General features: G+C 53.3%; 17 protein-coding genes and 1 tRNA gene. 6 read left to right on the forward strand and 12 right to left on the reverse strand.

Features of this window, described 5'->3' with window-relative positions:
- Positions 1-20: 20 nt before the first annotated feature.
- From ACT6RZ_RS07155 to ACT6RZ_RS07205, 11 genes are all read right to left on the reverse strand, one after another.
- Positions 21-3,122, reverse strand: coding sequence for an efflux RND transporter permease subunit (locus ACT6RZ_RS07155; protein WP_444701442.1), 3,102 nt, complete (start codon positions 3,120-3,122; stop codon positions 21-23).
- A 4-nt stretch (positions 3,123-3,126) separates the two neighbouring features.
- A complete protein-coding gene (locus ACT6RZ_RS07160) occupies positions 3,127-4,278 on the reverse strand; it encodes an efflux RND transporter periplasmic adaptor subunit (protein WP_444701443.1) in 1,152 nt (383 codons plus the stop codon).
- Positions 4,279-4,288: 10 nt separating this feature from the next.
- Complete coding sequence (locus tag ACT6RZ_RS07165; protein ID WP_444701444.1) at positions 4,289-5,494, reverse strand: TolC family protein; 1,206 nt, start codon at positions 5,492-5,494, stop codon at positions 4,289-4,291.
- Positions 5,495-5,639: 145 nt separating this feature from the next.
- Positions 5,640-5,975: a hypothetical protein gene (locus ACT6RZ_RS07170; protein WP_444701445.1), complete on the reverse strand. Its 336-nt coding sequence runs from the start codon at positions 5,973-5,975 to the stop codon at positions 5,640-5,642.
- A gap of 227 nt (positions 5,976-6,202) precedes the next feature.
- The gene (gene clpA, locus ACT6RZ_RS07175) at positions 6,203-8,458 is read right to left on the reverse strand and encodes an ATP-dependent Clp protease ATP-binding subunit ClpA (RefSeq protein WP_444701446.1); all 2,256 of its coding nucleotides are present in this window, start codon (positions 8,456-8,458) and stop codon (positions 6,203-6,205) included.
- 319 nt (positions 8,459-8,777) lie between these two features.
- Complete coding sequence (clpS, locus tag ACT6RZ_RS07180; protein ID WP_379056869.1) at positions 8,778-9,089, reverse strand: ATP-dependent Clp protease adapter ClpS; 312 nt, start codon at positions 9,087-9,089, stop codon at positions 8,778-8,780.
- A 73-nt stretch (positions 9,090-9,162) separates the two neighbouring features.
- On the reverse strand, positions 9,163-10,431 hold the full coding sequence (locus ACT6RZ_RS07185; RefSeq protein ID WP_444701447.1) for an HlyC/CorC family transporter: 1,269 nt from the start codon (positions 10,429-10,431) through the stop codon (positions 9,163-9,165).
- Between the two features lie 210 nt (positions 10,432-10,641).
- Complete coding sequence (secF, locus tag ACT6RZ_RS07190) at positions 10,642-11,586, reverse strand: protein translocase subunit SecF (RefSeq protein ID WP_444701448.1); 945 nt, start codon at positions 11,584-11,586, stop codon at positions 10,642-10,644.
- A gap of 48 nt (positions 11,587-11,634) precedes the next feature.
- Positions 11,635-13,464: a protein translocase subunit SecD gene (gene secD, locus ACT6RZ_RS07195; protein WP_444701449.1), complete on the reverse strand. Its 1,830-nt coding sequence runs from the start codon at positions 13,462-13,464 to the stop codon at positions 11,635-11,637.
- Between the two features lie 47 nt (positions 13,465-13,511).
- Entirely contained in the window at positions 13,512-13,826 is a 315-nt protein-coding gene (gene yajC, locus ACT6RZ_RS07200; protein ID WP_444701450.1) for a preprotein translocase subunit YajC, read from the reverse strand.
- 327 nt (positions 13,827-14,153) lie between these two features.
- Positions 14,154-15,368, reverse strand: a complete 1,215-nt coding sequence (locus ACT6RZ_RS07205; RefSeq protein WP_444701451.1) for a tRNA guanosine(34) transglycosylase Tgt — start codon at positions 15,366-15,368, stop codon at positions 14,154-14,156.
- 178 nt (positions 15,369-15,546) lie between these two features.
- Between ACT6RZ_RS07205 and pssA the strand changes: the two genes are divergently transcribed.
- The 4 genes from pssA (at position 15,547) to ACT6RZ_RS07225 (ending at position 19,767) form a co-directional block, all read left to right on the forward strand.
- Complete coding sequence (pssA, locus tag ACT6RZ_RS07210) at positions 15,547-16,335, forward strand: CDP-diacylglycerol--serine O-phosphatidyltransferase (RefSeq protein WP_379056852.1); 789 nt, start codon at positions 15,547-15,549, stop codon at positions 16,333-16,335.
- Between the two features lie 125 nt (positions 16,336-16,460).
- Complete coding sequence (locus tag ACT6RZ_RS07215; protein WP_444701452.1) at positions 16,461-17,996, forward strand: 2-isopropylmalate synthase; 1,536 nt, start codon at positions 16,461-16,463, stop codon at positions 17,994-17,996.
- 184 nt (positions 17,997-18,180) lie between these two features.
- Positions 18,181-19,074 (forward strand): drug/metabolite exporter YedA, encoded by an 894-nt coding sequence (gene yedA / locus ACT6RZ_RS07220; protein WP_444701453.1) that lies wholly within the window; start codon positions 18,181-18,183, stop codon positions 19,072-19,074.
- Between the two features lie 21 nt (positions 19,075-19,095).
- Positions 19,096-19,767 (forward strand): HAD family hydrolase, encoded by a 672-nt coding sequence (locus tag ACT6RZ_RS07225; protein ID WP_444701454.1) that lies wholly within the window; start codon positions 19,096-19,098, stop codon positions 19,765-19,767.
- Between the two features lie 110 nt (positions 19,768-19,877).
- Here ACT6RZ_RS07225 and ACT6RZ_RS07230 read toward each other — a convergent pair whose 3' ends face one another.
- Positions 19,878-20,702 (reverse strand): cytochrome C assembly family protein, encoded by an 825-nt coding sequence (locus ACT6RZ_RS07230; RefSeq protein ID WP_444701455.1) that lies wholly within the window; start codon positions 20,700-20,702, stop codon positions 19,878-19,880.
- 90 nt (positions 20,703-20,792) lie between these two features.
- Here ACT6RZ_RS07230 and ffh point away from each other — a divergent pair, with 90 nt between their 5' ends.
- Together ffh and ACT6RZ_RS07240 are read left to right on the forward strand one after the other, a co-directional pair.
- Positions 20,793-22,154 (forward strand): signal recognition particle protein, encoded by a 1,362-nt coding sequence (ffh, locus tag ACT6RZ_RS07235; RefSeq protein ID WP_442584579.1) that lies wholly within the window; start codon positions 20,793-20,795, stop codon positions 22,152-22,154.
- A gap of 138 nt (positions 22,155-22,292) precedes the next feature.
- Positions 22,293-22,368, forward strand: a tRNA-Lys gene (locus tag ACT6RZ_RS07240).
- The last annotated feature ends 26 nt before the right edge of the window (positions 22,369-22,394 follow it).

Below are 22,394 nucleotides of genomic sequence, written 5' to 3' on the forward strand. Positions count from 1 at the left end.
CGCTCAATCACTGGGCGGCATTATGCCTCGATCTTGCTTTCTTCAAACTTACGATACAGCGTAGGTACCACGATCAGAGTCAGCAGGGTGGAGGTGATCAGCCCGCCGATCACGACGATCGCCAGCGGACGTTGCACTTCAGCCCCGGGCCCGGTCGCAAACAGGAAAGGCACCAGACCCAGCATGGCAACGGTGGCTGTCATCATCACCGGCCTGAAACGCTGGGCGCATCCCTGCAGGATCGCATCCAGCTGGCTCTTGCCTTCATCTCGCAGGGTGCGGATATACGACACCAGCACCACCGCATTCAGCACGGCGATACCCCACAGCGCGATAAAGCCCACTGAAGCTGGCACCGACAGGTATTCGCCGGTGATGAACAAGGCGATGACGCCACCGATAGAGGCAAACGGCAATACCAGAATGATCATGGTGGCGAAACGCATGGACTGGAACAGTAAGAACAGCAGGAAGAAAATGGCTGCAATGGTCACCGGGACAATGATCATCAGGTGACCCATGGCGCGTTCCATGTTCTGGAACTGGCCGCCGTATTCCAGATAATAACCATCTGGTAATTGCAGCTTCTGGTCCAGCACCTGTTGCATCTCGGTCACAAAGCCACCCAGATCACGGTCTTTGACGTTCACGCCGATCACGATGCGGCGTTTGGCCAGTTCCCGGCTGATCTGCGCCGGGCCATCCTTGATCTCGATATCTGCCAGGTCATCCAGTGCTACGCGTGAGCCATTGGGAGAGGTCAGCATGATATTGCGTATGGCTTCCTCATCATTACGGAAAGATTCCGGGTAGCGGACTGCGGCAGAGAAACGACGTTGCCCCTCGAAGATCTCGGTGGCGATCTTGCCGCCGACCGCGGTTTCGATCACGTCATGCACATCTGCGGCATTGATACCGTGCCTGGCGATCGCTTGCCTATCAATGGTGATATTCAGGTATTGCTGCCCGGATACTTTTTCCACCTTGATCTCAGTCGCGCCTTGCACGGTGCCCGCTATCCTGGCGATCTCGTCTGCTTTCTGTTTCAGTGTGTCCAGGTCTTCACCAAAGATCTTCACCGCCACATCGGCACGCACGCCGGTCAGCAGTTCATCGACACGGTCAGAGATGGGTTGCGCCATGATGATCTGCACGCCAGGAATGTATTTCTCCAGCACTTCGCGCATTTTTTCGGCGATGTCGTCCTGGGTCCAGCCTGCCGGCCATTCTTCCCGCGGTTTCAGGCTGATGATAGGCGTAGACTCGTTTTGTGCCTGCGCATCCGCCGGGCTTTCGCCGCGGCCCAGGCCGGAGATGGCCGATTTCACGCCTGGCACCTGCTCCATGATCAGCTTCATGCCCTTGTTTTCCATCTTGATGGATTCTTCCAGCGAGATATTCGGCACGCGGTTGATACCAGGCACGATAGAACCTTCTTTCATTTCCGGGATAAACGACGTCCCCAGGAAAGGAAACAGGGCGATGGTGCCTATAAACAGCAGGGTGGAGGCGATGATGGTTTTTTTCTCGTTGTTGAGCACCCAGTTAAGGGCTTTCAGATAGGGGCGTTTGATCGCCTGGATGAACTTGGTATCTTCGCCGCTACCGCCTTTCAGCAGGTAAGAGCACAAGGCCGGTGTCATGGTCAGCGATAACACCAGCGACACGAACAGGGCGATGGCAATGGTGTACGCCAGCGGCGCGAACATCTTGCCTTCCATACCTTCCAGCGTCATCAGCGGTAAAAACACCAGGATGATGATGCCGACGCCGAATAACACCGGGGTGGCGACCTCGCTGGCTGCCTCCAGCACTACGCGGATCTTGCTCTCATCCTTGCGGTGACCCAGATGGTGAAAAGCGTTTTCTACCACCACCACCGAACCGTCGACCATCAGGCCGATGGCGATCGCCAGGCCGCCCAGTGACATCAGGTTGGCCGAAATGCCGTAGTGGTTCATCACCATAAAGGTGATCAAAGGCGTCAGTATCAAGGTGCCCACCACGATCACGCTGGAGCGTATGTCGCCCAGGAACAGGAACAGCACCACCACCACCAGGATAATGCCTTCGATCAGCACTTTGGTGACGGTGTGCAGCGCAGCGTCTACCAGCTCGCTACGGTCATAGTAGGGCACGATCTGCAGCCCATGTGGCAACATGCCCTTGCTGTTGATCTCTTCTACACGGGCTTTGATACGGCTGACTACTTCTTTGGCGTTACCACCACGCATCATGATGACGATACCGCCTACTGATTCGGTATCGCCGTTTTTAAGCACCACCCCGACCCGTACTTCATGGCCTATGGTTACTTCGGCGACATCACGGATATAGACCGGGATACCGTTCTCTTCCTTGAGCACCATATTGCGGATATCGTCCAGGTTCTGCACCAGGCCTACACCGCGTATCAGATACTGTTCGGCATGGTGTTGCAGAATGCCGCCGCCACTATTGGCATTGTTACGTGCCAGCGCGTCATACACATCTTTCAGCTTGATCGAGAAGTGCGTCATGCGGTCAGGGTTGACCAGCACCTGGTATTGCTTGACGTAGCCGCCCTGCGAGTTGATCTCAGCCACACCGGGGATACCGCGCAGCAAGGGGCGTACTACCCAGTCCTGTATCGCGCGACGTTCGGTCAGGTCAGCCTGGCTCAATGGTTTTTTGCCATCACCAGGTTTGTCCAGGGTGAACTGGTACACCTCGCCCAGGCCGGTTGATACCGGGCCCAGGATAGGCATCACGCCATCAGGCATGCGCTCCATCACTTCCATCAACCGTTCCATCACCAGTTGACGTGCGAAATACACATCAGTGCTATCGGTGAACACCAGTGTGATCAGTGACAAGGCGTTTTTATTCACCGAGCGCATTTCCACCAGGCCTGGCAAGCCAGTCATGGCGATCTCCAGCGGCACGGTGATAAAGCGTTCTACTTCTTCAGGTGATTTGCCTGTGGCCTGGGTGGCGATCAGTACTTGAACATTGGTAACGTCAGGGAAAGCATCCACTGACAGGTTTTTAACTGCGAACAAGCCGGCGAACACCAGTGCAACGGCAAGTACCAATACAATCAGGCGCTGCTTGAGCGCCCCTCGAATCATTGATTCAATCATGCTTTTACTCCATTTCCTTGCGCTTGCGCTCGTTGTTTACGTGGAAAGCGCCGTCCAGCACGATTTGATCACCAGGTTGCAAACCTTGTAATACCTCTTTCTGGCCGTCATAAGTACGGCCCAGGGTCACAGGTAAAAGCTTGTATTGTTTGGATTTCAGTGTTTGGGCGAAGACATGGTCTGCATTGTTCTCACGCACTACAGCGGTAGACGGGATAGCGATCACAGTTTCAGGCTTGGCTTCCAGCAGTATGGTGATCAGCATGTCAGGCTTCAGCAGCATTTTATTGTTGCTGATATTGGCGCGCGCCATCACCGTACGCGTGGCCGGGTTGACGATGTCACCGACAAAAGCCAGAGTGCCGGTCAGTTCTGCGTCATCCAGCGCCGGTACTTCGATGTTCAGAGACTGGCCTTCTTTAATATGCGCGATCTGCTGCTCAGGGATCTCTGCCACGGCCCACACATGCGACAGGTCGGCGATGACAAACAATTCTTCTGCCGGGGCGACGACTTGCCCCAACCTGGCCTTACGCGCGATCACAGTGCCGGTGATCTTGGAGTTGACCTGGCTGGTGGACATGCCACTGTTCTGCAAACCCAGCTTGGAGATGTTGTCAGGCGCCATACCCAGCACCAGTAACTGGTCACGCGCAGCGTTGACCTCGGCGTTGGCAGCATGCAGTTCGCCTTCGCGACGTTGCAGTTCGGCCTGGCTGATGACATCGGCTTCCAGCAACTGTTTGGCTCTATCGACCGCTTTGGTCTGCAGTTGCACCTGCTGGCTGGCCTTGATGTAATTCAGCTGAAACTGTGCGAGCTCGGTGCTCTTGATGGTCGCCAGGCGCTGGCCTGCCTTGACTTCATCGCCCAGGTTGACATCCAGTGTGCTGATACGGCCGGTGATCGAAGCGCCAGCCCTGGATTCGTACTGCTCATCGACCTGGATACGGCCGGGGATACGCAGGGTATCGACAAACTGTATCTCGCTGACCGCGCCGGTTTTGATAGTGGCTTCCAGTTCAGGGGTGAGTGCGACCAGGTTAGGGTCTATAACGGCTTTGGTTTCTGCGGCAGGTGCCGGTTTTTCGGAACACGCAGTGGACATCACCGCCAGTGCGACCGTGAATAAAGTTGAATATAAAATACGAGACATGACCATTCCCTTATGGTTGAACCAAATCCGAACCGATGAAACGTTCGATTTGCAATACACTGAAAAAATAATCGAATTTGGCAATCAGATAGTCACGCCTGACATCACGATTGACGCGTTGTGCATCGAGGAATTCCAGGATGCCGCGTTCTCCGAACTTATAAGCTGCTTCTGCACGGCTGAGTGTGGCTTCAGATTGTTGCAGCAAGCCATTTTCAAATACCTTAAGCTGGTTGCTGGCAATGACGTTGCGCTGGTAGGCACTATCAATTTCCTTGCGGAGCACCTGCTTTTGCAACCTGATGTTGGCATCTGCCTCATCTATGCCAGCCGCGGCTTGGGCAATCTGGCCATCACGCAGGTTCCAGACCGGCAATGGCACGACCACACCCACCCTGAACGTATTCAGGTCGGGGTCCTGAGTAAAGTCAGACTTTAATGTCAGGCCGGGGAAGCGCAAATCCTTCTCAAGTTTTAACTTGGCTTCTGCGCCGTCTTTGGCGGTGATCAGTTGCTGTAAATAAGGGTTGTTCTCGGCAGACTGGCGTAAGGTGTTGATGTCTGGCAAGGTGTTGATGACCGGTGGTTCAGGTTTGATCTCAAAGTCATCCGGCATATTGCCTATCATGCCGCGTAAGATGGCTTTGGCTTCATCAATGCGTGTTTGTGCACTGGCAAAATCCCGCTCGGCTACCAGTAATTCGGTATCGGCCTTGATCAGTTCATATCTGGCCGCTTCACCGACGTCTACTTTGCGTTTGATCTTGCTTTGAATCTCCCGCAATACTTTCAGGTTGGCACCAAACATTTCCAGTACTTGCTGACGAAGCTGCACCGTGAAATACGCCTGCTTGATCAGGTTGCGTAAATCGAAGCTGGTGGTTTTTATGCCTTTTTCGGCATAAGTCAGTTGCTGTTCAGCCAGTTCGCGGCGTGACGCGCGTGTGCCGGGAAATTCCAGTGGTTGTGAAACGGTGACGCCATAGTTTCTTTCGCTGGCGCCTGGTGTCGGTACACCACGGTACCTGGCCGGCCCTGCCATGAGTTCTAGATCAGGGTTAGCAAAAGATCTGGCAATGGTGATGCCAGCAATGGCAGCTTCAATCTGCGCTTGGCTGACAGCCATGGTCGGGTTTTCGGCGACGGCTTTATCCAGCAGGGTCTTCAGGTCAAACGTAGGTTCGGCAAACGCTATCGGCGATATCAGGCAAGACAAGCACAGTAGTCTGTACGCTTTTCGCCAGCGGGTATGACTTAACATAACAATCCTTCTCAGATGACTTTGCCTATCATGACATAGCCACCTTAATTAATAATTAAAATTACACTCTGACAGCCAGGCCGAAAGAGGGAGGATATTGCTAAGCGAGTTGCGGCGGCCGGTCTAGCCAGAAGGGGAAGAGGATACGGTAGTCAGGTAAGTTGTGTTCAGGCGCGTGATGGCTGGCCCGGCGTAAAGGATAACTAAAAGCCGGCAAGGGGATCTTGTCGACATCGACTTCAGGGACTTGCAGCATGTCGACAAAACCGATCACCTCTACAAAGTCCGCAGATAAGGCGTCATCAATCGGAGTGGAGAGAATCACCCCTAGGGTGCCGGTTTGTAGCAGCGGTGTTGTGTCTACCGGTTCGGCAGCAGTGGTCTGCAATGCGAACACCAGGCACAACAAATGTAGTAAATAAAAAAGTTTTTGCATGGACAAAATCAAGACTGAATGTGATTGCAAGTGACAACTAATCTTAGCAATTACCGTACCAGTGATGAATGTGTGTGTAACCTATTGATTTAAATGATTTAACCAGGCTGCTCGTAAATCGTGGTTTCGTATGACACAAGCTCTGCACCTTTAAAGTGCAAAACCACAGCGACATTATAGTGGATGTCGCTGTGGTCGCATAGTTGCTATCGGCCTAATCCGGGTAATCAGGCCGAAATGGTTTCTTCTTTAAAGTTAAGTTTTATCTGGTCATTCTCATCAATATCGATGTGCACCTGACCACCCTCGTTCAGGCGACCGAACAGTAACTCGTCGGCCAGTGCCTTGCGGATAGTATCCTGGATCAGACGTGCCATCGGCCGCGCACCCATCAACGGATCAAACCCTTTTCTGCCCAGGTAGGCCTTCAGCTCATCACTGAATGTGACATCGACTTTTTTCTCGTGCAACTGATCTTCCAGCTGCATGAGGAATTTGTCGACCACGCGCAGGATGATCTCCTGGTTGAGGGCACCAAACGAGACTGTCGCATCGAGACGGTTGCGGAACTCAGGGCTGAACAAGCGCTTGAGGTCAGCAGCCTCGTCAGTGACGTCTTTGCTGTTGGTAAAGCCTATGCTGGCTTTGGACAGGTTCTCGGCCCCGGCATTGGTGGTCATGATGATGGTCACATTGCGGAAATCCGCTTTGCGGCCATTGTTGTCGGTCAACGTGCCATGGTCCATCACTTGCAGCAGGATATTGAAGATATCCGGGTGCGCCTTTTCAATCTCGTCTAACAGCAACACGCAATATGGCTGCTTGGTCACGGCTTCAGTCAGCAGGCCGCCCTGGTCAAAGCCGACATAGCCCGGAGGCGCACCGATCAGACGCGAAACGGCGTGGCGTTCCATGTATTCGGACATGTCGAAGCGCAGCAACTCAATGCCCAGCACATAAGCCAGTTGTTTGGCGACTTCAGTCTTGCCGACACCGGTAGGGCCGGCAAACAGGAAGCTACCGATAGGTTTGTTACCGTTGCCCAGGCCGCTACGCGCCATTTTGACGGCTGAAGCCAGCACATCGATGGCTTTGTCCTGGCCAAATACCACTGCTTTCAGATCGCGTTCCAGCGTTTTTAAGGCGTTGCGGTCATCAGTAGAGATGTTTTTGGGCGGGATACGCGCGATCTTGGCAATGATATCTTCGATCTCTTTGTTACCAATGATCTTCTTCTGCTTGCTCTTGGGCAGGATACGTTGCGCCGCACCGGCTTCATCGATCACGTCGATCGCCTTGTCCGGCAGATGGCGGTCATTGATGTATTTCGCCGACAACTCGGCAGCGACTGTCAGCGCGCTGGCACTGTATTTGACGCTGTGATGCTCTTCAAACCTGGTTTTCAGGCCTTTGAGTATCTCTATGGTTTCGGCAACGCTAGGTTCAGCCACATCGATCTTCTGGAAGCGGCGTGACAGGGCGTGGTCTTTCTCAAAAATACCGCGGTATTCCTGGTAAGTGGTCGCGCCTATGCATTTGAGCGAGCCATTGGATAAGGCGGGTTTCAGCAGGTTGCTGGCATCCAGAGTGCCGCCACTGGCTGAGCCAGCGCCTATCAGGGTATGGATCTCGTCAATGAACAGGATCGCTTCGGGTTTTTCTGCCAGTTGCTTCATCACCGCTTTCAGGCGTTGCTCAAAATCACCACGGTATTTGGTACCGGCCAGCAGTGCGCCCATGTCTAAAGAATAGACGGTGGCATCTTGCAGCACTTCGGGGATCTCCCGGTTGACGATACGTGAGGCCAGGCCTTCGGCGATCGCGGTTTTACCCACGCCGGCTTCACCCACCAGCAGCGGGTTGTTTTTACGGCGGCGGCATAAGGTCTGGATGACGCGTTCCAGCTCCAGGCTACGGCCTATCAGCGGATCAATCTTGCCGGCGATTACTTGCGCGTTGAGGTTAAGCGTAAAGCTTTCCAGCGCGCCGGTAGAGACGCTCTCACCTTCGGTCTCCTGTTCGGTATTGCTCGCTTTAGGCTCGCTTTCCTGGATCTTGGCCACGCCGTGCGAAATAAAATTCACCACATCCAGGCGGGTCACGCCTTGCTGATGCAGGAAAAACACCGCATGCGAATCTTTCTCGCCATAAATGGCGACCAGCACGTTAGCGCCAGTCACTTCTTTTTTGCCGGAAGATTGTACGTGCAGCATGGCACGCTGGATCACGCGCTGAAAACCTAGCGTAGGTTGGGTATCAACCTCGTCAGTCCCCGCCACGGTGGGAGTGTGTTCTTCAATATATTGGGTAAGCTCGCCGCGCAGGGTATCGAATTTAGCCCCGCAAGCGCGTAACACTTCTGCGGCAGTTGGGTTATCCAACATAGCCAGTAACAGATGCTCAACTGTGATCAATTCGTGACGCTTTTGTCTCGCGTCCATAAAAGCCATGTGCAGGCTAACTTCAAGTTCTTGAGCAATCATGATGACTTTCCTTAATACACTACACTACAAAAATACACTAGGAAAAACGCTATGTTCACAGATGCTATTAATGTACACCAGTGCGCCTGTGTCTGTTTATTAATATCGTGCTTAAATGCAAAAATTTCAATGGTACGTTTGAGCTATCAGTCATTATTTGTGACATATTTTTATTTATGCTTGATCAGCGGTCATCTGCTGGGGGTGAGACTGAACTGGCTACCATCTTCATCAGCTATGCTATCACTGCCCGGGTCAGCTTGAAGCGCGGGAATGTCATACTATTCCCTCTATATTCTGTTGATGCAGCTTGCGCTGCTTAAGCGGCCTCAATCACACATTGCAAGGGGTGCTGTGCTTCCTGTGCAGATTCCAGCACCTGGTGCATTTTTGTTTCAGCGATGTCTTGCGGGTAAACACCACACACCCCGGCGCCCTCAGTATGTACTTTGAGCATGATTTGCGTGGCTTGTTCGCGAGATTTGTAAAAAAAACGCTCGATCACGGCGACGACGAACTCCATAGGGGTGTAGTCGTCGTTCAATAACAACACTTTATATAGTTCTGGAGGCTTAGGTTTGGCAACTTGTGGGTCCAGTGCCAAATCACCATCACGCTTGGGTCGTACCATAATTTTGCATACCTGATCTTAAGTTTATTTTGCGCTTTGTATGAAAAAATTCAAGTGCCAGATGGGGGGTAGATCAAAGATAAATCTTGACCAGCTTGACGATGCGATCCTGTGCGTCCACGATCTCCAGTCTGTGCTCACCGAGCTTGAAGCTGGTGTCTGGTTCCGGGATGTCTTCAAAATGCTCAAGAATCAAGCCATTCAAGGTACGTGGACCGTCAATCGGCAGGGAGAGTTTCAATTTTCGGTTAATGTCGCGTAACTGGCTGCTGCCATCGACCAGCCAGCTGCCATCTTCATTCTGCTGGAAATCCTTGGTGCGTTCAGGCGATTGGGTGGTGAATTCGCCTACCACTTCTTCCAGGATATCTTCCAGCGTCAGCAGCCCCCTGAATTCACCATATTCGTCCACGACCAGGGCGATGCGTTCATGATGTTTCTGGAATTGCTGCAGCTGCGTATACAGCGGTGTGCCAGACGGAATATAGTAAGGGGGGCTGATCGCCGCCTGCAACAAGTCTTTGGTCGGCACTCTGCCTATGTAAAAGTCACGCAATAATGGCAGTACCTTACGCACGTGGACGATGCCGACGATGTCCTCATGGTCACCTTGCCGGACCGGCAGTCTGGAATGGCGGCTATTGGCCAGCTGTTCCATGATCTGGTCTATAGGGTGGTCAAGGTCGACAAACTCTACCTGGGTATGCGCCGTCAGGACGTGATCGACCAGGATATCCTCGAGGTCCAGCAGGTTGAGCAGTATGGTGCGGTTTTGCGAGGGGATGTATTGGCCGGCGTCGCTGACTATACTGCGTAACTCTTCTGTGGTCACCGATTGTGCCTGGTCAAAGTTGACGCGCACCCCCAGCAGCTTAACGAATGCCTTGACGAACAGATTGACGAACCAGACCACGGGGTTGAATAACCAGATCAGGGGATAAAGTAAATAGCTGGTGGCGTAGGCGAGTTTTTCCGCATGTGCGGCGGCTATGACTTTAGGCGAGATCTCGCTGAATACCAGGATGGCAAAAGTAATGGCCAGCGAGCCCCACATCAGCACGTAATCGCCTTCGCCAAACAGCCGCTCCGAGATGATCACTTCCAGCGTCGACGAGCCTACGATACAAAAGGTGTTGCCAAGCAGGATGGCGCCCAGGGTTTTGTCGGTTTGAGCGAGCAGGCGGCTGGCGAGCTTGGCGCCGCGGTGGCCTTCTTTAACCATGTGCCGCATGCGGTAACGGTTGAGCGACATCAGGCTGGTCTCGGCGACAGAGAAAAATGCCGTGAGTGACAGTAGCAGAAGTAATAGGCCTATCTGCCAGCTTAAGGGAATATTGTCCAAGGGAGTGCAGCTGAAAACAAGAAGCCACTAGTGTAACCACCAGTGGCTAAAAATCCAAGGGAAACGCGTACTAAGTGGCTACGCGGGCGAATTGCTGTGTTGCGTGGTAATCGAAATCATCATGTACTACTTGTAGATTGCGGTTCTGCTTTCCGGGCGCCTTGCACTTCAATCGCTCGCTTATGACGAGTTTCCGTGAGTTGTGAGTGCTTAAGGTGCCAGTGCCGCTTCGTCTTCTTTCGATTTCTTTTCCGAGTCACCGATCAGGTTGGCGCGGCTCACACCCAGCCACATGGCGATCGGGCAGGCGACCAATACCGAGGAGTAGATACCGAATAAAATACCAATGGTCAGCGCCAGCGAAAAGTTATGCAGGGTCTCGCCACCAAAAAACAGCATGGAACAGACCATGGTCTGGGTCATCAGGTGGGTGATGATGGTACGTGACATGGTGCGGGTGATCGCGTTGTCTATCACCTGCACGGCAGACGCTTTACGCATTTTCTTGAAGTTTTCGCGCACACGGTCAAACACCACCACGGATTCATTCACCGAATAACCGAGCACCGCCAGAATGGCCGCCAGTACCGTCAGGTTGAACTCCCACTGGAAAAACGCAAAGAAACCGAGAATGATGATGACGTCATGCATGTTGGCGATGATCGCCGCCACCGCAAAGCGCCACTCGAAACGCAGCGCCAGGTAGCCCATGATGCCGGCACACACCAGCAGCAAAGCCAGGGCTCCGTTCTCGTAAAGCTCTTCACCCACTTGCGAACCCACTGATTCCACGCGGCGTATCTCGGCGCCACTATCTGCATTTTTCAGCGAGGTGGAGATTTTTTCTGACAGTTGCGCGATCGACAGTTCTTTTTTCACCGGCAGGCGGATCAGCACGTCCTGGCTGGAGCCAAAATTTTGCACCGTGACATCTTTAAGACCAGTCTGGTCTATGACTTCACGGATCTTGCTGATATCGGCCGTGGCCGGGTAGTGCACTTCCATCACCGTGCCGCCAGTAAAGTCCACACCGTAATGCAGGCCTCTGTGCATAAGGAAGAACACCGCCAATATAAAGGTGATCAGCGAGATCGAGGTGGTCAGACGCCCGTAACTCATAAACGGGATATCTTTTTTAATTCTGAATAATTCCATAATCTGTTCTCAAATAGGTTGTGACAGCGATCGCTAGTGCCTGGCCGGTTAACCGATAGGCAGACGCTCTATCTTGCGTCTGTAGCCGTACAACAGGTTGACGATGGCACGAGAGACCAGCACAGCGCTGAACATCGAAGTCATAATGCCCAGTACATGCACCACGGCAAAGCCCTTGATCGGGCCAGTACCAAACATAAACAGCGCCAGGCCGGCGATCAGTGTGGTGACGTTGGAGTCGAGTATGGTATCGAACGCGCGGTCGTAACCGGCATGGATACTGGCTTGCGGCGTGTTACCGTTACGCAGTTCTTCACGGATACGCTCGTTGATCAGCACGTTGGCGTCAATCGCCATACCCAACGCCAGCGCGATCGCCGCCAGGCCAGGCAGGGTCAGAGTCGCTTGCAGCATGGAAAGGATAGCCACCAGCAACAGCAAGTTGACACCCAAAGCCATCACCGAGACACCGCCGAACACCATGTAATAGAGGATCATCATCACCGCGATCGCGGCAAAACCCCACAGCGTAGAGTGCACGCCGCGCTTGATGTTTTCTTCACCCATGCTAGGGCCGACCGTACGTTCTTCAATGATTTCCATAGGCGCTGCCAGCGCACCTGCACGCAGCAGCAATGAGATATCAGTTGCTTCCTGCGCGTTGGCCATGCCGGAGATCTGCACACGACCGCCACCGATCTCTTCATTGATCACCGGGGCGGTGATCACTTCGGTGCTGCCTTTTTCAATCAGCAGGATCGCCATGCGTTTGCCGACGTTCTCGCGGGTCACGTTTTTGAAAATACCGGCGCCGCGGCCATCCAGGGTCACGTTGACCACAGAAGAACCGTTCTGGCCATTCACGCCAGGGCCGGCATCGGTGATACGGTCACCAGTCAGCACCACACTTTTCTTGACCAGTACCGGGCGTCCGTCACGGTCAAAATACAGTTCATCACCAAACGGTACCTGGCCGCTTTGCGCTTTTTGCAAAGTCGCCATATCGGCTTTTTCTTCATCCACCATGCGGATCTCAAGTGTCGCCGTGCGGCCCAGGATCTCCTTGGCTTTGGCGGTATCCTGCACGCCAGGCAATTGCACGACGATACGGTCTACACCTTGCTGTTGCACGATAGGCTCGGCCACACCCAGCTCGTTGATGCGGTTATGCAGGGTTTGCAGGTTTTGCTTGAGCGCAAATTCCTGAATACGCTTTTGCGCCATGGCACTCATGCTGGCGGTCAGGCTAAACTCTTTATCGCCGCCTGAGACCTTGTAGGTCAGGTCAGAGAAATCTTTTGCCAGCAGGTTGCGTGCCTTGGTCGCTTCAGCTTCAGACTCAAACTTGACCACCACTACCTGGCCCTGGCGTTCTATACCGTAGTAGTTGATTTTTTCTTTACGCAAAGACATACGGAAATCGCCAACAGTACTTTCGGCCGCCTTATCCAGCGCGGCTTTCATATCCACCTGCAGCAGAAAGTGCACGCCACCACGCAGATCCAGGCCCAGATACATAGGCTTGGCACCTATGCTTTGCAGCCAGTTTGGTGTTTGCGGCACCAGGTTGAGTGCCACGGTGTAGTCTTTGCCCAGGGTAGCCACCAGTTTGTCTTTTGCCAGCAGCTGGGTATCCGTATTGGCCAGGCGCACCTTCACGCCACTGGCGTCCAGAAACAGGCCATCAAAAGGGATGTTAGCCAGTTTTAAAGCGTCTTCCACTTTATGCAGCAGGCTCTCGTCTACCTTGAGAGAACTTTTGGCCGGACTGATCTGCACCGCTGGCGATTCACCAAAAAAGTTGGGGATGGTGTAAAGCAGACCAATGACAAAGACTGTGCCGATCAGCACGTATTTCCATAATGGATAACGGTTCATAGAAAACTCTTATACGGGATAAAGGACCGGAAAAAGGTCACTTGTAATTAAATGGACTTGATGGTGCCAGGCGGCAACAAAGTTTGTACGGTATGTTTTTGCACATTGACCACAGTACTGGCAGCGATCTCAATGCTGATAAAGCTGTCACCTACTTTAGTCACCTTGCCGACGATACCACCGGTGGTTGCCACTTCATCGCCGGCTTTCAATGCTTCCAGCATGGTTTTATGTTGTTTTGCCTGTTTGACTTGCGGACGGATCAGCATGAAATAGAACAGCACAAAAATCACTATCATGGGCACAAAGCTCATGATATCGCTGGTTGTTGCAGAGGCTGCATAGGCATTGCTGATCAACATATGTATTCTTCCTGAATCTATCTACGAAATAACACGCGATTTTAGCACAGGCAGGAGAAGAATAAACGTGAGGGTGAGTTGGGCGCGGTGAAGCTGGTGAAAACAGCTGTTTTTGGCAGCGGTGCTGAACTGGGTTCAGCTGTAATTGGTAGTGTGTTTTGCGCGACTTGATCCGGGGAGGCAGCGACATGGGGTGCTGTGCGTCTGGGAAAGGTGGAATGATGCGAAAGCCCGGCCTGTTAAAAAGACGTTATTCCGGCCCAGGCCGGAATAACGGGCAGTTGCCGTGTGTGCCTGCCCTGGAGAATGCAGCTCTGGAACAGGCGACTAGCGTTTCTCCGCGCGCTTGCTGGCAAACTCTGCCTTGAATGCATCAAACCTGTTTTCTTCAATTGCCGCACGCATGCCCTGCATCAGAAACTGATAGTAATGCAGATTATGAATAGTGTTTAAACGCGCACCCAGGATCTCGCCTATGCGGTATAAATGGTGCAGATAGCTGCGGCTGAAGTTGCGACAGGTATAGCATGCGCACTCGTCATCCAGAGGGCGCGTATCGGTTTTATAGGTGGCATTCTTGATTTTAACGTCGCCATATTGCGTGAACAGCCAGCCGTTGCGTGCATTTCTGGTGGGCATGACGCAATCAAACATATCAATGCCGTAGCTGACAGCATCCACCAGGTCTTCTGGCGTGCCTACACCCATCAGGTAACGCGGTTTGTCTTTTGGCATTTGCGGTGCGGTATGCGCCAGAATGCGTAGCATGTCTTCTTTAGGTTCGCCGACTGACAAGCCGCCGATCGCATAACCATCAAAGCCTATTTTTTCCAGGCCCTGGCGAGAGACATCGCGCAGGTCTTCAAACATGCCACCCTGGATGATGCCGAATAATGCGTTTTTCTGCGGGCTTGCCTGTGCCGGGTCTTCGTTTTTGCTGGCTTGCCCTAGCAGTTGCTGCACTTCACCCTCGCCGCCTGTTAAAGCCATGGCCTGCGGGATAGTCTGCGTTTGGTAGACATTGAATGCATCACGGCTGCGTTGCGCCCAGCGCAGGCTGAGCTCCATAGACTGGCGTGCTTCGTGGTGGGTGGCGGGGTAGGGCGTGCATTCGTCAAAGATCATGACGATGTCGCTATTGAGTACGCGCTGTATGCGCATGGACTCTTCCGGGGTCAGAAAGCAGCTGTCACCATTGATAGGTGATTTGAATTTGACGCCAGCCTCGCTGATCTTGCGCAGATCTCCCAGGCTCCATACCTGAAAGCCGCCCGAGTCTGTAAGTATCGGTTTTTCCCAGCCCATGAATTTATGCAGGCCCTGGTGTGCCGCCACCACTTCAAGCCCAGGGCGCAGCCACAGGTGAAAGGTATTGCCGAGGACGATATGCGCCTGGATCTCGTTCAGTTCCAGTGGCGACATGGCTTTGACAGTGCCGTAGGTGCCCACTGGCATAAACGCCGGCGTTTGTACTTCGCCATGAGGGAGGTGAACGGTGCCGCGTCTGGCGAGGCCATCAGTATTGTGTAGTGAAAACTGCATGAAATGGCGATAACTAGCTGAAATAAACGCGCATTTTATCACAGCACTATCATGCGCCCTATGATGCACCCGGTGCCTGTGTACTGGCTTTTGTATTGCCGGTTATATTGCCTGTATGCGCTTGCATTTTTTGTGATTGCCCGCAACAATGCACATATCTGCATTCTTGAACCCTCCTATGGCTGAACCACAAACCAGACTGTCGCGACGTGAAGAACATACCAGTTTGCGTCAGCGTGGCATTTATTTGCTGCCTAACCTATTCACCTCTGCCTCGCTGTTTGGTGGCTTTTATGCCATTGTGCAGGCGATGAACCAGCATTTTGAGCAGTCTGCGATCGCGATCTTTATCGCCATGGTGCTGGATGGGCTGGATGGCCGTGTAGCGCGCATGACCAATACCCAGAGTGCATTCGGCGCCGAATATGACAGCCTGGCGGATATGGTGTCATTTGGCGTGGCGCCTGCGCTGATCGTTTATGTGTGGGCCTTGCAACCTATGAATAAGCTGGGCTGGATCGCGGCCTTTATTTATTGTGCCTGTGCCGCCCTGCGCCTGGCTAGATTCAATACCAAGATCGATGACCCGTTTCAGGATAAACGCTATTTCCAGGGCTTGCCCAGCCCGGCGGCTGCGGCTTTGCTGGCGGGTTTTGTCTGGGTGTCTTACGAATACAATATCGATGGCCGCGAGATCTTTTTCGGCGCCGTGCAGGTAAAGTGGATCGCCTGGTGCCTGACGGTTTTTGCTGCAGGCTCTATGGTGTCTGACCTTAAATTCTACAGCGGCAAGGATATCAACCTGCGGCACTCGGTGCCTTTCGTGGCTATCCTGGCGGTGGTGCTGGCATTCGTGCTGATCTCGTACAGCCCGCCGGAAGTGCTGTTCAGCGTGGTGTTCGTTTATACCTTGTCTGGCTATTACTTATGGACGCGCGACCGCATGGCGGCACAAAATAAAACTTAAACCATGCCAATAAAAAACGCGCCAACCCTGGCGCGTTTTTTATTGGCGCACGAATCCCGCCGGACTGTTATAGTCAATTGTGGGGCAAGCAGGTAAAATTCCGGCTACCAGGTTAGGATACATTCATGGAACAAATTATTATTTTCGATACCACGTTGCGTGACGGCGAACAAAGCCCGGGTGCAGCGATGACCAAAGAAGAAAAGATCCGCATCGCGCGCCAGCTGGAAAAGCTGGGCGTAGACGTGATTGAGGCCGGCTTTGCTGCGGCCAGCCCAGGTGATTTCGATGCCATCTCTGAAATCGCCAAAGTGATTAAAACTTCCACCGTATGTTCACTGGCTCGCGCCAGTGAGAACGACGTGCGCCGTGCCGGCGAGGCGATCAGGCATGCGGCCAAAGGCCGTATCCACACTTTTATCGCCACCAGCAAGATCCATATGGTCAACAAGCTGCGCATGACCGAAGACCAGGTGGTCGAGCGTGCAGTGCAGGCAGTGAAATGGGCGCTTGAATACACCAAGGATGTCGAGTTTTCTGCCGAAGATGCCGTGCGTTCCGAGATTGATTTCCTGGTGCGTGTGTTTGAAGCCGTGATTGAAGCCGGTGCCAAAACCATCAATGTGCCAGATACAGTAGGCTACAGTATTCCTTCGGTGTGGGGCGAACGCATGGCCGAATTGATCAAGCGCGTCAAAGGCGCCGACAAGGTCATCTGGTCTACCCACTGCCACAATGACCTGGGCATGGCGGTAGCGAACTCGCTGTCAGCGGTGATGAACGGCGCACGCCAGGTCGAGTGTACTATCAATGGCCTGGGCGAGCGTGCCGGCAACGCCAGCCTGGAAGAGATCGTGATGGCGATCAAGACCCGCAGCGATATTTTCAACCTGAGCACGCGTATAGATACTACGCAGATCGTGCCGTCTTCCAAGCTGGTTTCCACCATTACCGGCTACCCGGTGCAACCCAACAAGGCGATCGTCGGTGCCAATGCGTTCGCGCATGAGTCTGGCATCCACCAGGATGGCGTGCTCAAGCACCGCGAGACATATGAGATCATGCGTGCCGAAGATGTGGGCTGGGGTGCCAATAAACTGACTCTGGGCAAATTGTCTGGCCGTAACGCTTTCCGTACCCGTTTGAAAGAACTGGGCATAGAGCTGGAAAGCGATGACGCACTGAACGCCGCCTTTGCCCGCTTTAAAGAGCTGGCCGATAAAAAGTCAGAGATCTTTGATGAGGATCTGCACGCGCTGGTCAATGATGAAGTGGTGCAGGACACCGCCGAACTGTTCAAACTGACTTACCTGCAAGTAGCCTCGCAAACCGGCGAGATCCCGCATGCGGTACTGACGCTGAACCGTGATGGCACCGAGCAACGCACGGAAGCCACTGGCGGTGGCCCGGTGGATGCGACGTTCAAGGCGATAGAGAACGTCGTCAACAGCGAGACCGAGTTGTTGCTTTATTCAGTCAACAATATCACCAGCGGTACCGATGCCCAGGGTGAAGTGACGGTACGCCTGGCCAAAGGCGGCCGGGTGGTCAACGGGCAGGGCGCAGATACCGATATCGTGGTGGCCTCTGCCAAAGCTTACCTGAATGCGCTTAACAAGCTTTATGCCAAGGCAGAAAAACTGAACCCCCAGGTAGAGTAGATTCAATCCGGGCAAAGCGTTAAACACACTTTAACCATGGCAGATCTGGCAGATTTTTCTGCAATCCGTGATTTATGCCTGGCCCGGGATCACCCTCAGGCTAAGTCGTCATATGCGGATCAGTGTGCCGCATATGCGCTGGTTTTCCATATGATTTTGCATGAATTGAAGGTAGGGGTATTGAATGCCGGCTAAGCATCGGTGGCTGTTGATCGTGAGTGCACTGACATGCACTTACCTTATCTGGGGTTCTACCTACCTCGCGATCAAATACGCCATTGAGAGTTTTCCGCCCTTTATCATGGTGGGCGTGCGCTTCACCGTCGCCGGCTCATTGCTGTATGTGATATTACGCGGCCTGGGGCATGCAGCACCTACGCTGGTGCAATGGCGCGGCGCAGCCCTGGTCGGGCTGTTGCTGCCGGTGCTGGGCAATGGCACGGTCACCCACGTGCAACTGCATGTCTCATCCAGTGTGGCGGCCCTGGCGATTGCTACAGCACCGATCTGGATGGCGATCTTCTCCAGCCTGTGGGGGCACAAGATCAGCCGTCGCGAGTGGCTGGGCATTGCCATAGGCCTAGTCGGGATACTGTTGTTAAACACCCGTGGCAGTTTGCAGGGTGACTGGCTGAGTGCGTTTTTACTGATGTTTGCTGCGGCCTCGTGGTCGCTGGGCTCGGTGTGGAGCAAGCATATGGCGATGCCTGCCGGCCTGATGGGTGCCGCCAGCCAGATGCTCTGTGGTGGCTTGATCGCGCTGCTATTCAGTGCCGCTTTTGGTGAGCAGTGGCCCACAGACATCACGGGGCGCTCCTGGGCAGCGATTGCCTTCCTCATCGTGCTCGGTTCCATGGTGGCGTTTTCTGCTTACCATTGGTTGCTGCACAATGTGCGGCCCATGGTGGCGAGCAGTAATACCTTTGTCAATCCGATAGTGGCATTTGTGGTCGGCGTTTTATTCGCCGCTGAGCAGATCCACGTCATGGAATATATCGCGCTGGCTGTGATTCTGGTCGGCGTGTTTCTGGTGCTGACGTCAACGACAGAAGCGGTGCCGGATGAAACGATTGTTTAATCATGTGATTTAAGAAAAGATATGAAGCAAAACCTGGCGTTATTTGATTTGGACAACACCCTGCTGGCGGGGGATAGTGACTATAATTGGAGCCTTTTTTTGATAGGTGAAGGCTTACTCGACGAGCAGACGCACAAAGCGCGCAACGAGCAGTTTTACCTGGATTATAAAAATGGCAACCTGGATATTTATGCCTTTCTGGCGTTTCAGTTACAGCCATTGTCGCAGCACCCAAAAGCTTTTCTGGATGAGCTGCACAAAAAATACCTGGCTGAGGTGATCCGCCCTATGATGACGCAAAAAGCACAGGCGCTGGTGGATAAGCACAAAGCCAATGGTGACCTGTGCATGGTGATTACTGCTACGAACAGTTTTGTCACCAAGCCTATCGCCACTGCCTATGGCATTGAACACCTGATAGGTACCGACCCTGAAGTGGTGAATGGTGAATTCACTGGCGGCGTGAGCGGTACGCCCAGTTTTCAGCAAGGTAAAGTGACGCGCCTGAATGAGTGGCTGGCCGCGCGTGGGCAAACCCTGGCAGACTTTGAGGTGAGCTATTTTTACAGCGATTCACACAATGATCTGCCACTGATGAAACTGGTCACCGACCCGGTTGCGGTAGATGCAGACCCTACCCTGACTAGCTATGCCACTGAACAAGGCTGGCCTATTATCAGCCTGCGTGATTGAACTCTCTTAGAGGCATATCGTTAGCGCATTGATGGCTGACGAGCTTCTTTCGCGTATACCATGTAAAAAAGCAGCGATATCGCTGCTTTTTTATTTAACACTGTTACCCTTTAGCGGTTTAACACCACATGCAGCACAAAGCGGCTACCTATATATGCCAGCAGCAACAGCACAAAGCCGATCAGCGTCCAGCGCGTGGCGGTTTTGCCGCGCCAGCCATATTTAAAGCGCCCAAACAGCAGCCAGGCGTAGATAAACCATGAAGCGATCGAAAAAACGGTTTTATGGTTGAGCTGCAAAGGCTTATCGAAGATCTCCTCACTGAACAGCATGCCGCTCACCAGGGTGATGGTGAGTAACACAAAGCCTATATGCAATACCCTGAATAACAAGGCATCCATCACCATCAGCGGCGGGAAACCAGGCAAAGCCAGCCAGCTGTTCTTCTGGTGCAATGCGCGCTCAGCCATGCGCATCAGGCAGGCGTGCAACGCGGCAAACGTAAACAGGCTATAAGCGACGATAGCGATCACGATATGCAGGCTGAACAGCGTCAGCCCTTCAGTGTTCACGTAATAATCTTTAATGGCAAAGGCGGGCATCAGCACAAACAAGGCCGCTGGCGGCAGCACAAACGCCTGCAAGCTGTGCAAGGCATGCTTGAGGTCGGCGATCCAGTAAATCAGCACCGTGAGCCACAAAATGGCAGACAGCGCGTAATACACCCCCAGGTTGAAGCCGCCGACAGCGAACATATCTCTATATAACAGCCAGCCATGCAGGATCACGCCCAGTGCCACCATGGCGCTATGCAGTTGAAACGACGCCTGCGTTTCACTGGCGGGCCTGTTTTGCCTGGCGATACGCCAGTAATCCATCGCAACTGCCGTATAGATAAATGCCACCACCAGGTAGGGAATAAGATGTTGAATCATGCGCCACATTATGGCAAAACTCGGCGTATTCGCCTAGCATGATGTAAAATCCCTACCTTATCCCAGACCTGTTTTAAAGAGAGTTTACCCATGTTGGAAAACCTGACCGGCCGCCTGCAAGGCGTGATTAAAAACCTGCGCGGCCAAGCACGTTTAACCGAAGACAACATTGCCGATGCCATGCGTGAAGTGCGCATGGCACTGCTGGAAGCCGATGTGGCGCTGCCGGTGGTGAAAGACTTTATCGCCCGTGTCAAAGAGCGCGCCAATGGCCGCGAAGTGCTGCAAAGCCTGACCCCGGGGCAAGCCGTGATAGAAGTAGTCAATGACGAACTCACCGAGCTAATGGGCAAAGCCAATGTCGGCCTCAACCTGGCGGCCGTACCACCAGTGGTCATTTTAATGGCAGGTCTGCAGGGTGCCGGTAAAACCACCACTTCCGGCAAACTGGCCAAACTGCTCAAAGAACAAAAGAAAAAAGTATTGCTGGCCAGTGCCGACGTTTACCGCCCGGCTGCGATCACCCAGCTACAGACCCTGGCAAAACAGCTGGATATCGATTGCTTCGACAGCAACCCCCAGCAAAAGCCGCTGGAGATCGCCGCCCAGGTCATGGAGCAAGCGAAAAAGAGCTACTACGATGTAGTGATCTTCGATACCGCAGGCCGCCTGGCGATCGATGAAGCCATGATGGCCGAGATCAAAGACCTGCATGCCTTGTTAAAACCGACCGAAACCCTGTTCGTGGTCGACGCCATGCAAGGCCAGGATGCCGTCAATACCGCCAAAGCCTTTGGCGAAGCCCTGCCGCTCACCGGCGTCATCGTCACCAAGCTGGATGGCGACTCACGTGGCGGTGCCGCCTTGTCCGTGCGCCATGTGACCGGCCAGCCGATCAAGTTTATCGGTGTCAGTGAAAAAGTAGATGGCCTAGAGCCTTTCCACCCTGACCGTATGGCCGGGCGTATCCTGGGCATGGGCGACGTGCTGAGCCTGATTGAAGAAGCGCATAAAAAAGTCGATCTGGACGAAGCGAAAAAAGTCGCCGACAAACTCAAGTCAGGCGCCAAGTTCGACCTCAACGATTTCAAATCGCAAATGCTGCAAATGCGCAAAATGGGCGGCATGGCCTCACTCATGGATAAGATGCCCTCGCAAATCGCCGGCATGGCGCAAAAAATCAATACCGATGACGTAGACAAATCACTGCGCCGCATCGAAGGTATTATCAACAGCATGACGCCAGATGAGCGCAGCAAGCCAGAACTCATCAAAGCCACACGCAAAAAGCGTATCGCAGCCGGTAGCGGCGTGCAGGTGCAAGACGTCAACCGCCTGCTGAACCAGTTTGAAGAAACGCAAAAGATGATGAAAATGTTCAGCAAAGGCGGCATGGCCAAGATGATGCGCGGCATGGGTGGCATGATGGGCGGTAAATTCCCGGGAATGTAAATCCACGAAAACGGGATTCTGTCAAAATAAACTTTTTATACAAAAAAGCAAAAACAGCATTGACCAATCCCCGTAAATCCCCCATAATCGCGTTCTTTCAAATTTGACGCAAAACAGCGCAGCAGACAAGAAAACATTGGGGTGTTAGCTCAGCTGGTAGAGCAGCGGACTTTTAATCCGTTTGTCGTGGGTTCGATCCCCGCACACCCTACCAAATAAATCAAAGGCCTATGAGAAATC

Source organism: Methylophilus sp., assembly GCF_052437885.1.
Classification (GTDB): Bacteria; Pseudomonadota; Gammaproteobacteria; order Burkholderiales; family Methylophilaceae; genus Methylophilus.

Bases quoted from the DNA above. Each gene is read 5' to 3' on its own strand.
- ACT6RZ_RS07155 (WP_444701442.1), bottom strand. From the start codon at position 3,122: ATGATTGAATCAATGATTCGAGGGGCGCTCAAGCAGCGCCTGATTGTA.
- ACT6RZ_RS07160 (WP_444701443.1), bottom strand. From the start codon at position 4,278: ATGTCTCGTATTTTATATTCAACTTTATTCACGGTCGCACTGGCGGTG.
- ACT6RZ_RS07170 (WP_444701445.1), bottom strand. From the start codon at position 5,975: ATGCAAAAACTTTTTTATTTACTACATTTGTTGTGCCTGGTGTTCGCA.
- clpA (WP_444701446.1), bottom strand. From the start codon at position 8,458: ATGATTGCTCAAGAACTTGAAGTTAGCCTGCACATGGCTTTTATGGAC.
- clpS (WP_379056869.1), bottom strand. From the start codon at position 9,089: ATGGTACGACCCAAGCGTGATGGTGATTTGGCACTGGACCCACAAGTT.
- secF (WP_444701448.1), bottom strand. From the start codon at position 11,586: ATGGAATTATTCAGAATTAAAAAAGATATCCCGTTTATGAGTTACGGG.
- secD (WP_444701449.1), bottom strand. From the start codon at position 13,464: ATGAACCGTTATCCATTATGGAAATACGTGCTGATCGGCACAGTCTTT.
- yajC (WP_444701450.1), bottom strand. From the start codon at position 13,826: ATGTTGATCAGCAATGCCTATGCAGCCTCTGCAACAACCAGCGATATC.
- ACT6RZ_RS07205 (WP_444701451.1), bottom strand. From the start codon at position 15,368: ATGCAGTTTTCACTACACAATACTGATGGCCTCGCCAGACGCGGCACC.
- pssA (WP_379056852.1), top strand. From the start codon at position 15,547: ATGGCTGAACCACAAACCAGACTGTCGCGACGTGAAGAACATACCAGT.
- ACT6RZ_RS07215 (WP_444701452.1), top strand. From the start codon at position 16,461: ATGGAACAAATTATTATTTTCGATACCACGTTGCGTGACGGCGAACAA.
- yedA (WP_444701453.1), top strand. From the start codon at position 18,181: ATGCCGGCTAAGCATCGGTGGCTGTTGATCGTGAGTGCACTGACATGC.
- ACT6RZ_RS07225 (WP_444701454.1), top strand. From the start codon at position 19,096: ATGAAGCAAAACCTGGCGTTATTTGATTTGGACAACACCCTGCTGGCG.
- ACT6RZ_RS07230 (WP_444701455.1), bottom strand. From the start codon at position 20,702: ATGATTCAACATCTTATTCCCTACCTGGTGGTGGCATTTATCTATACG.
- ffh (WP_442584579.1), top strand. From the start codon at position 20,793: ATGTTGGAAAACCTGACCGGCCGCCTGCAAGGCGTGATTAAAAACCTG.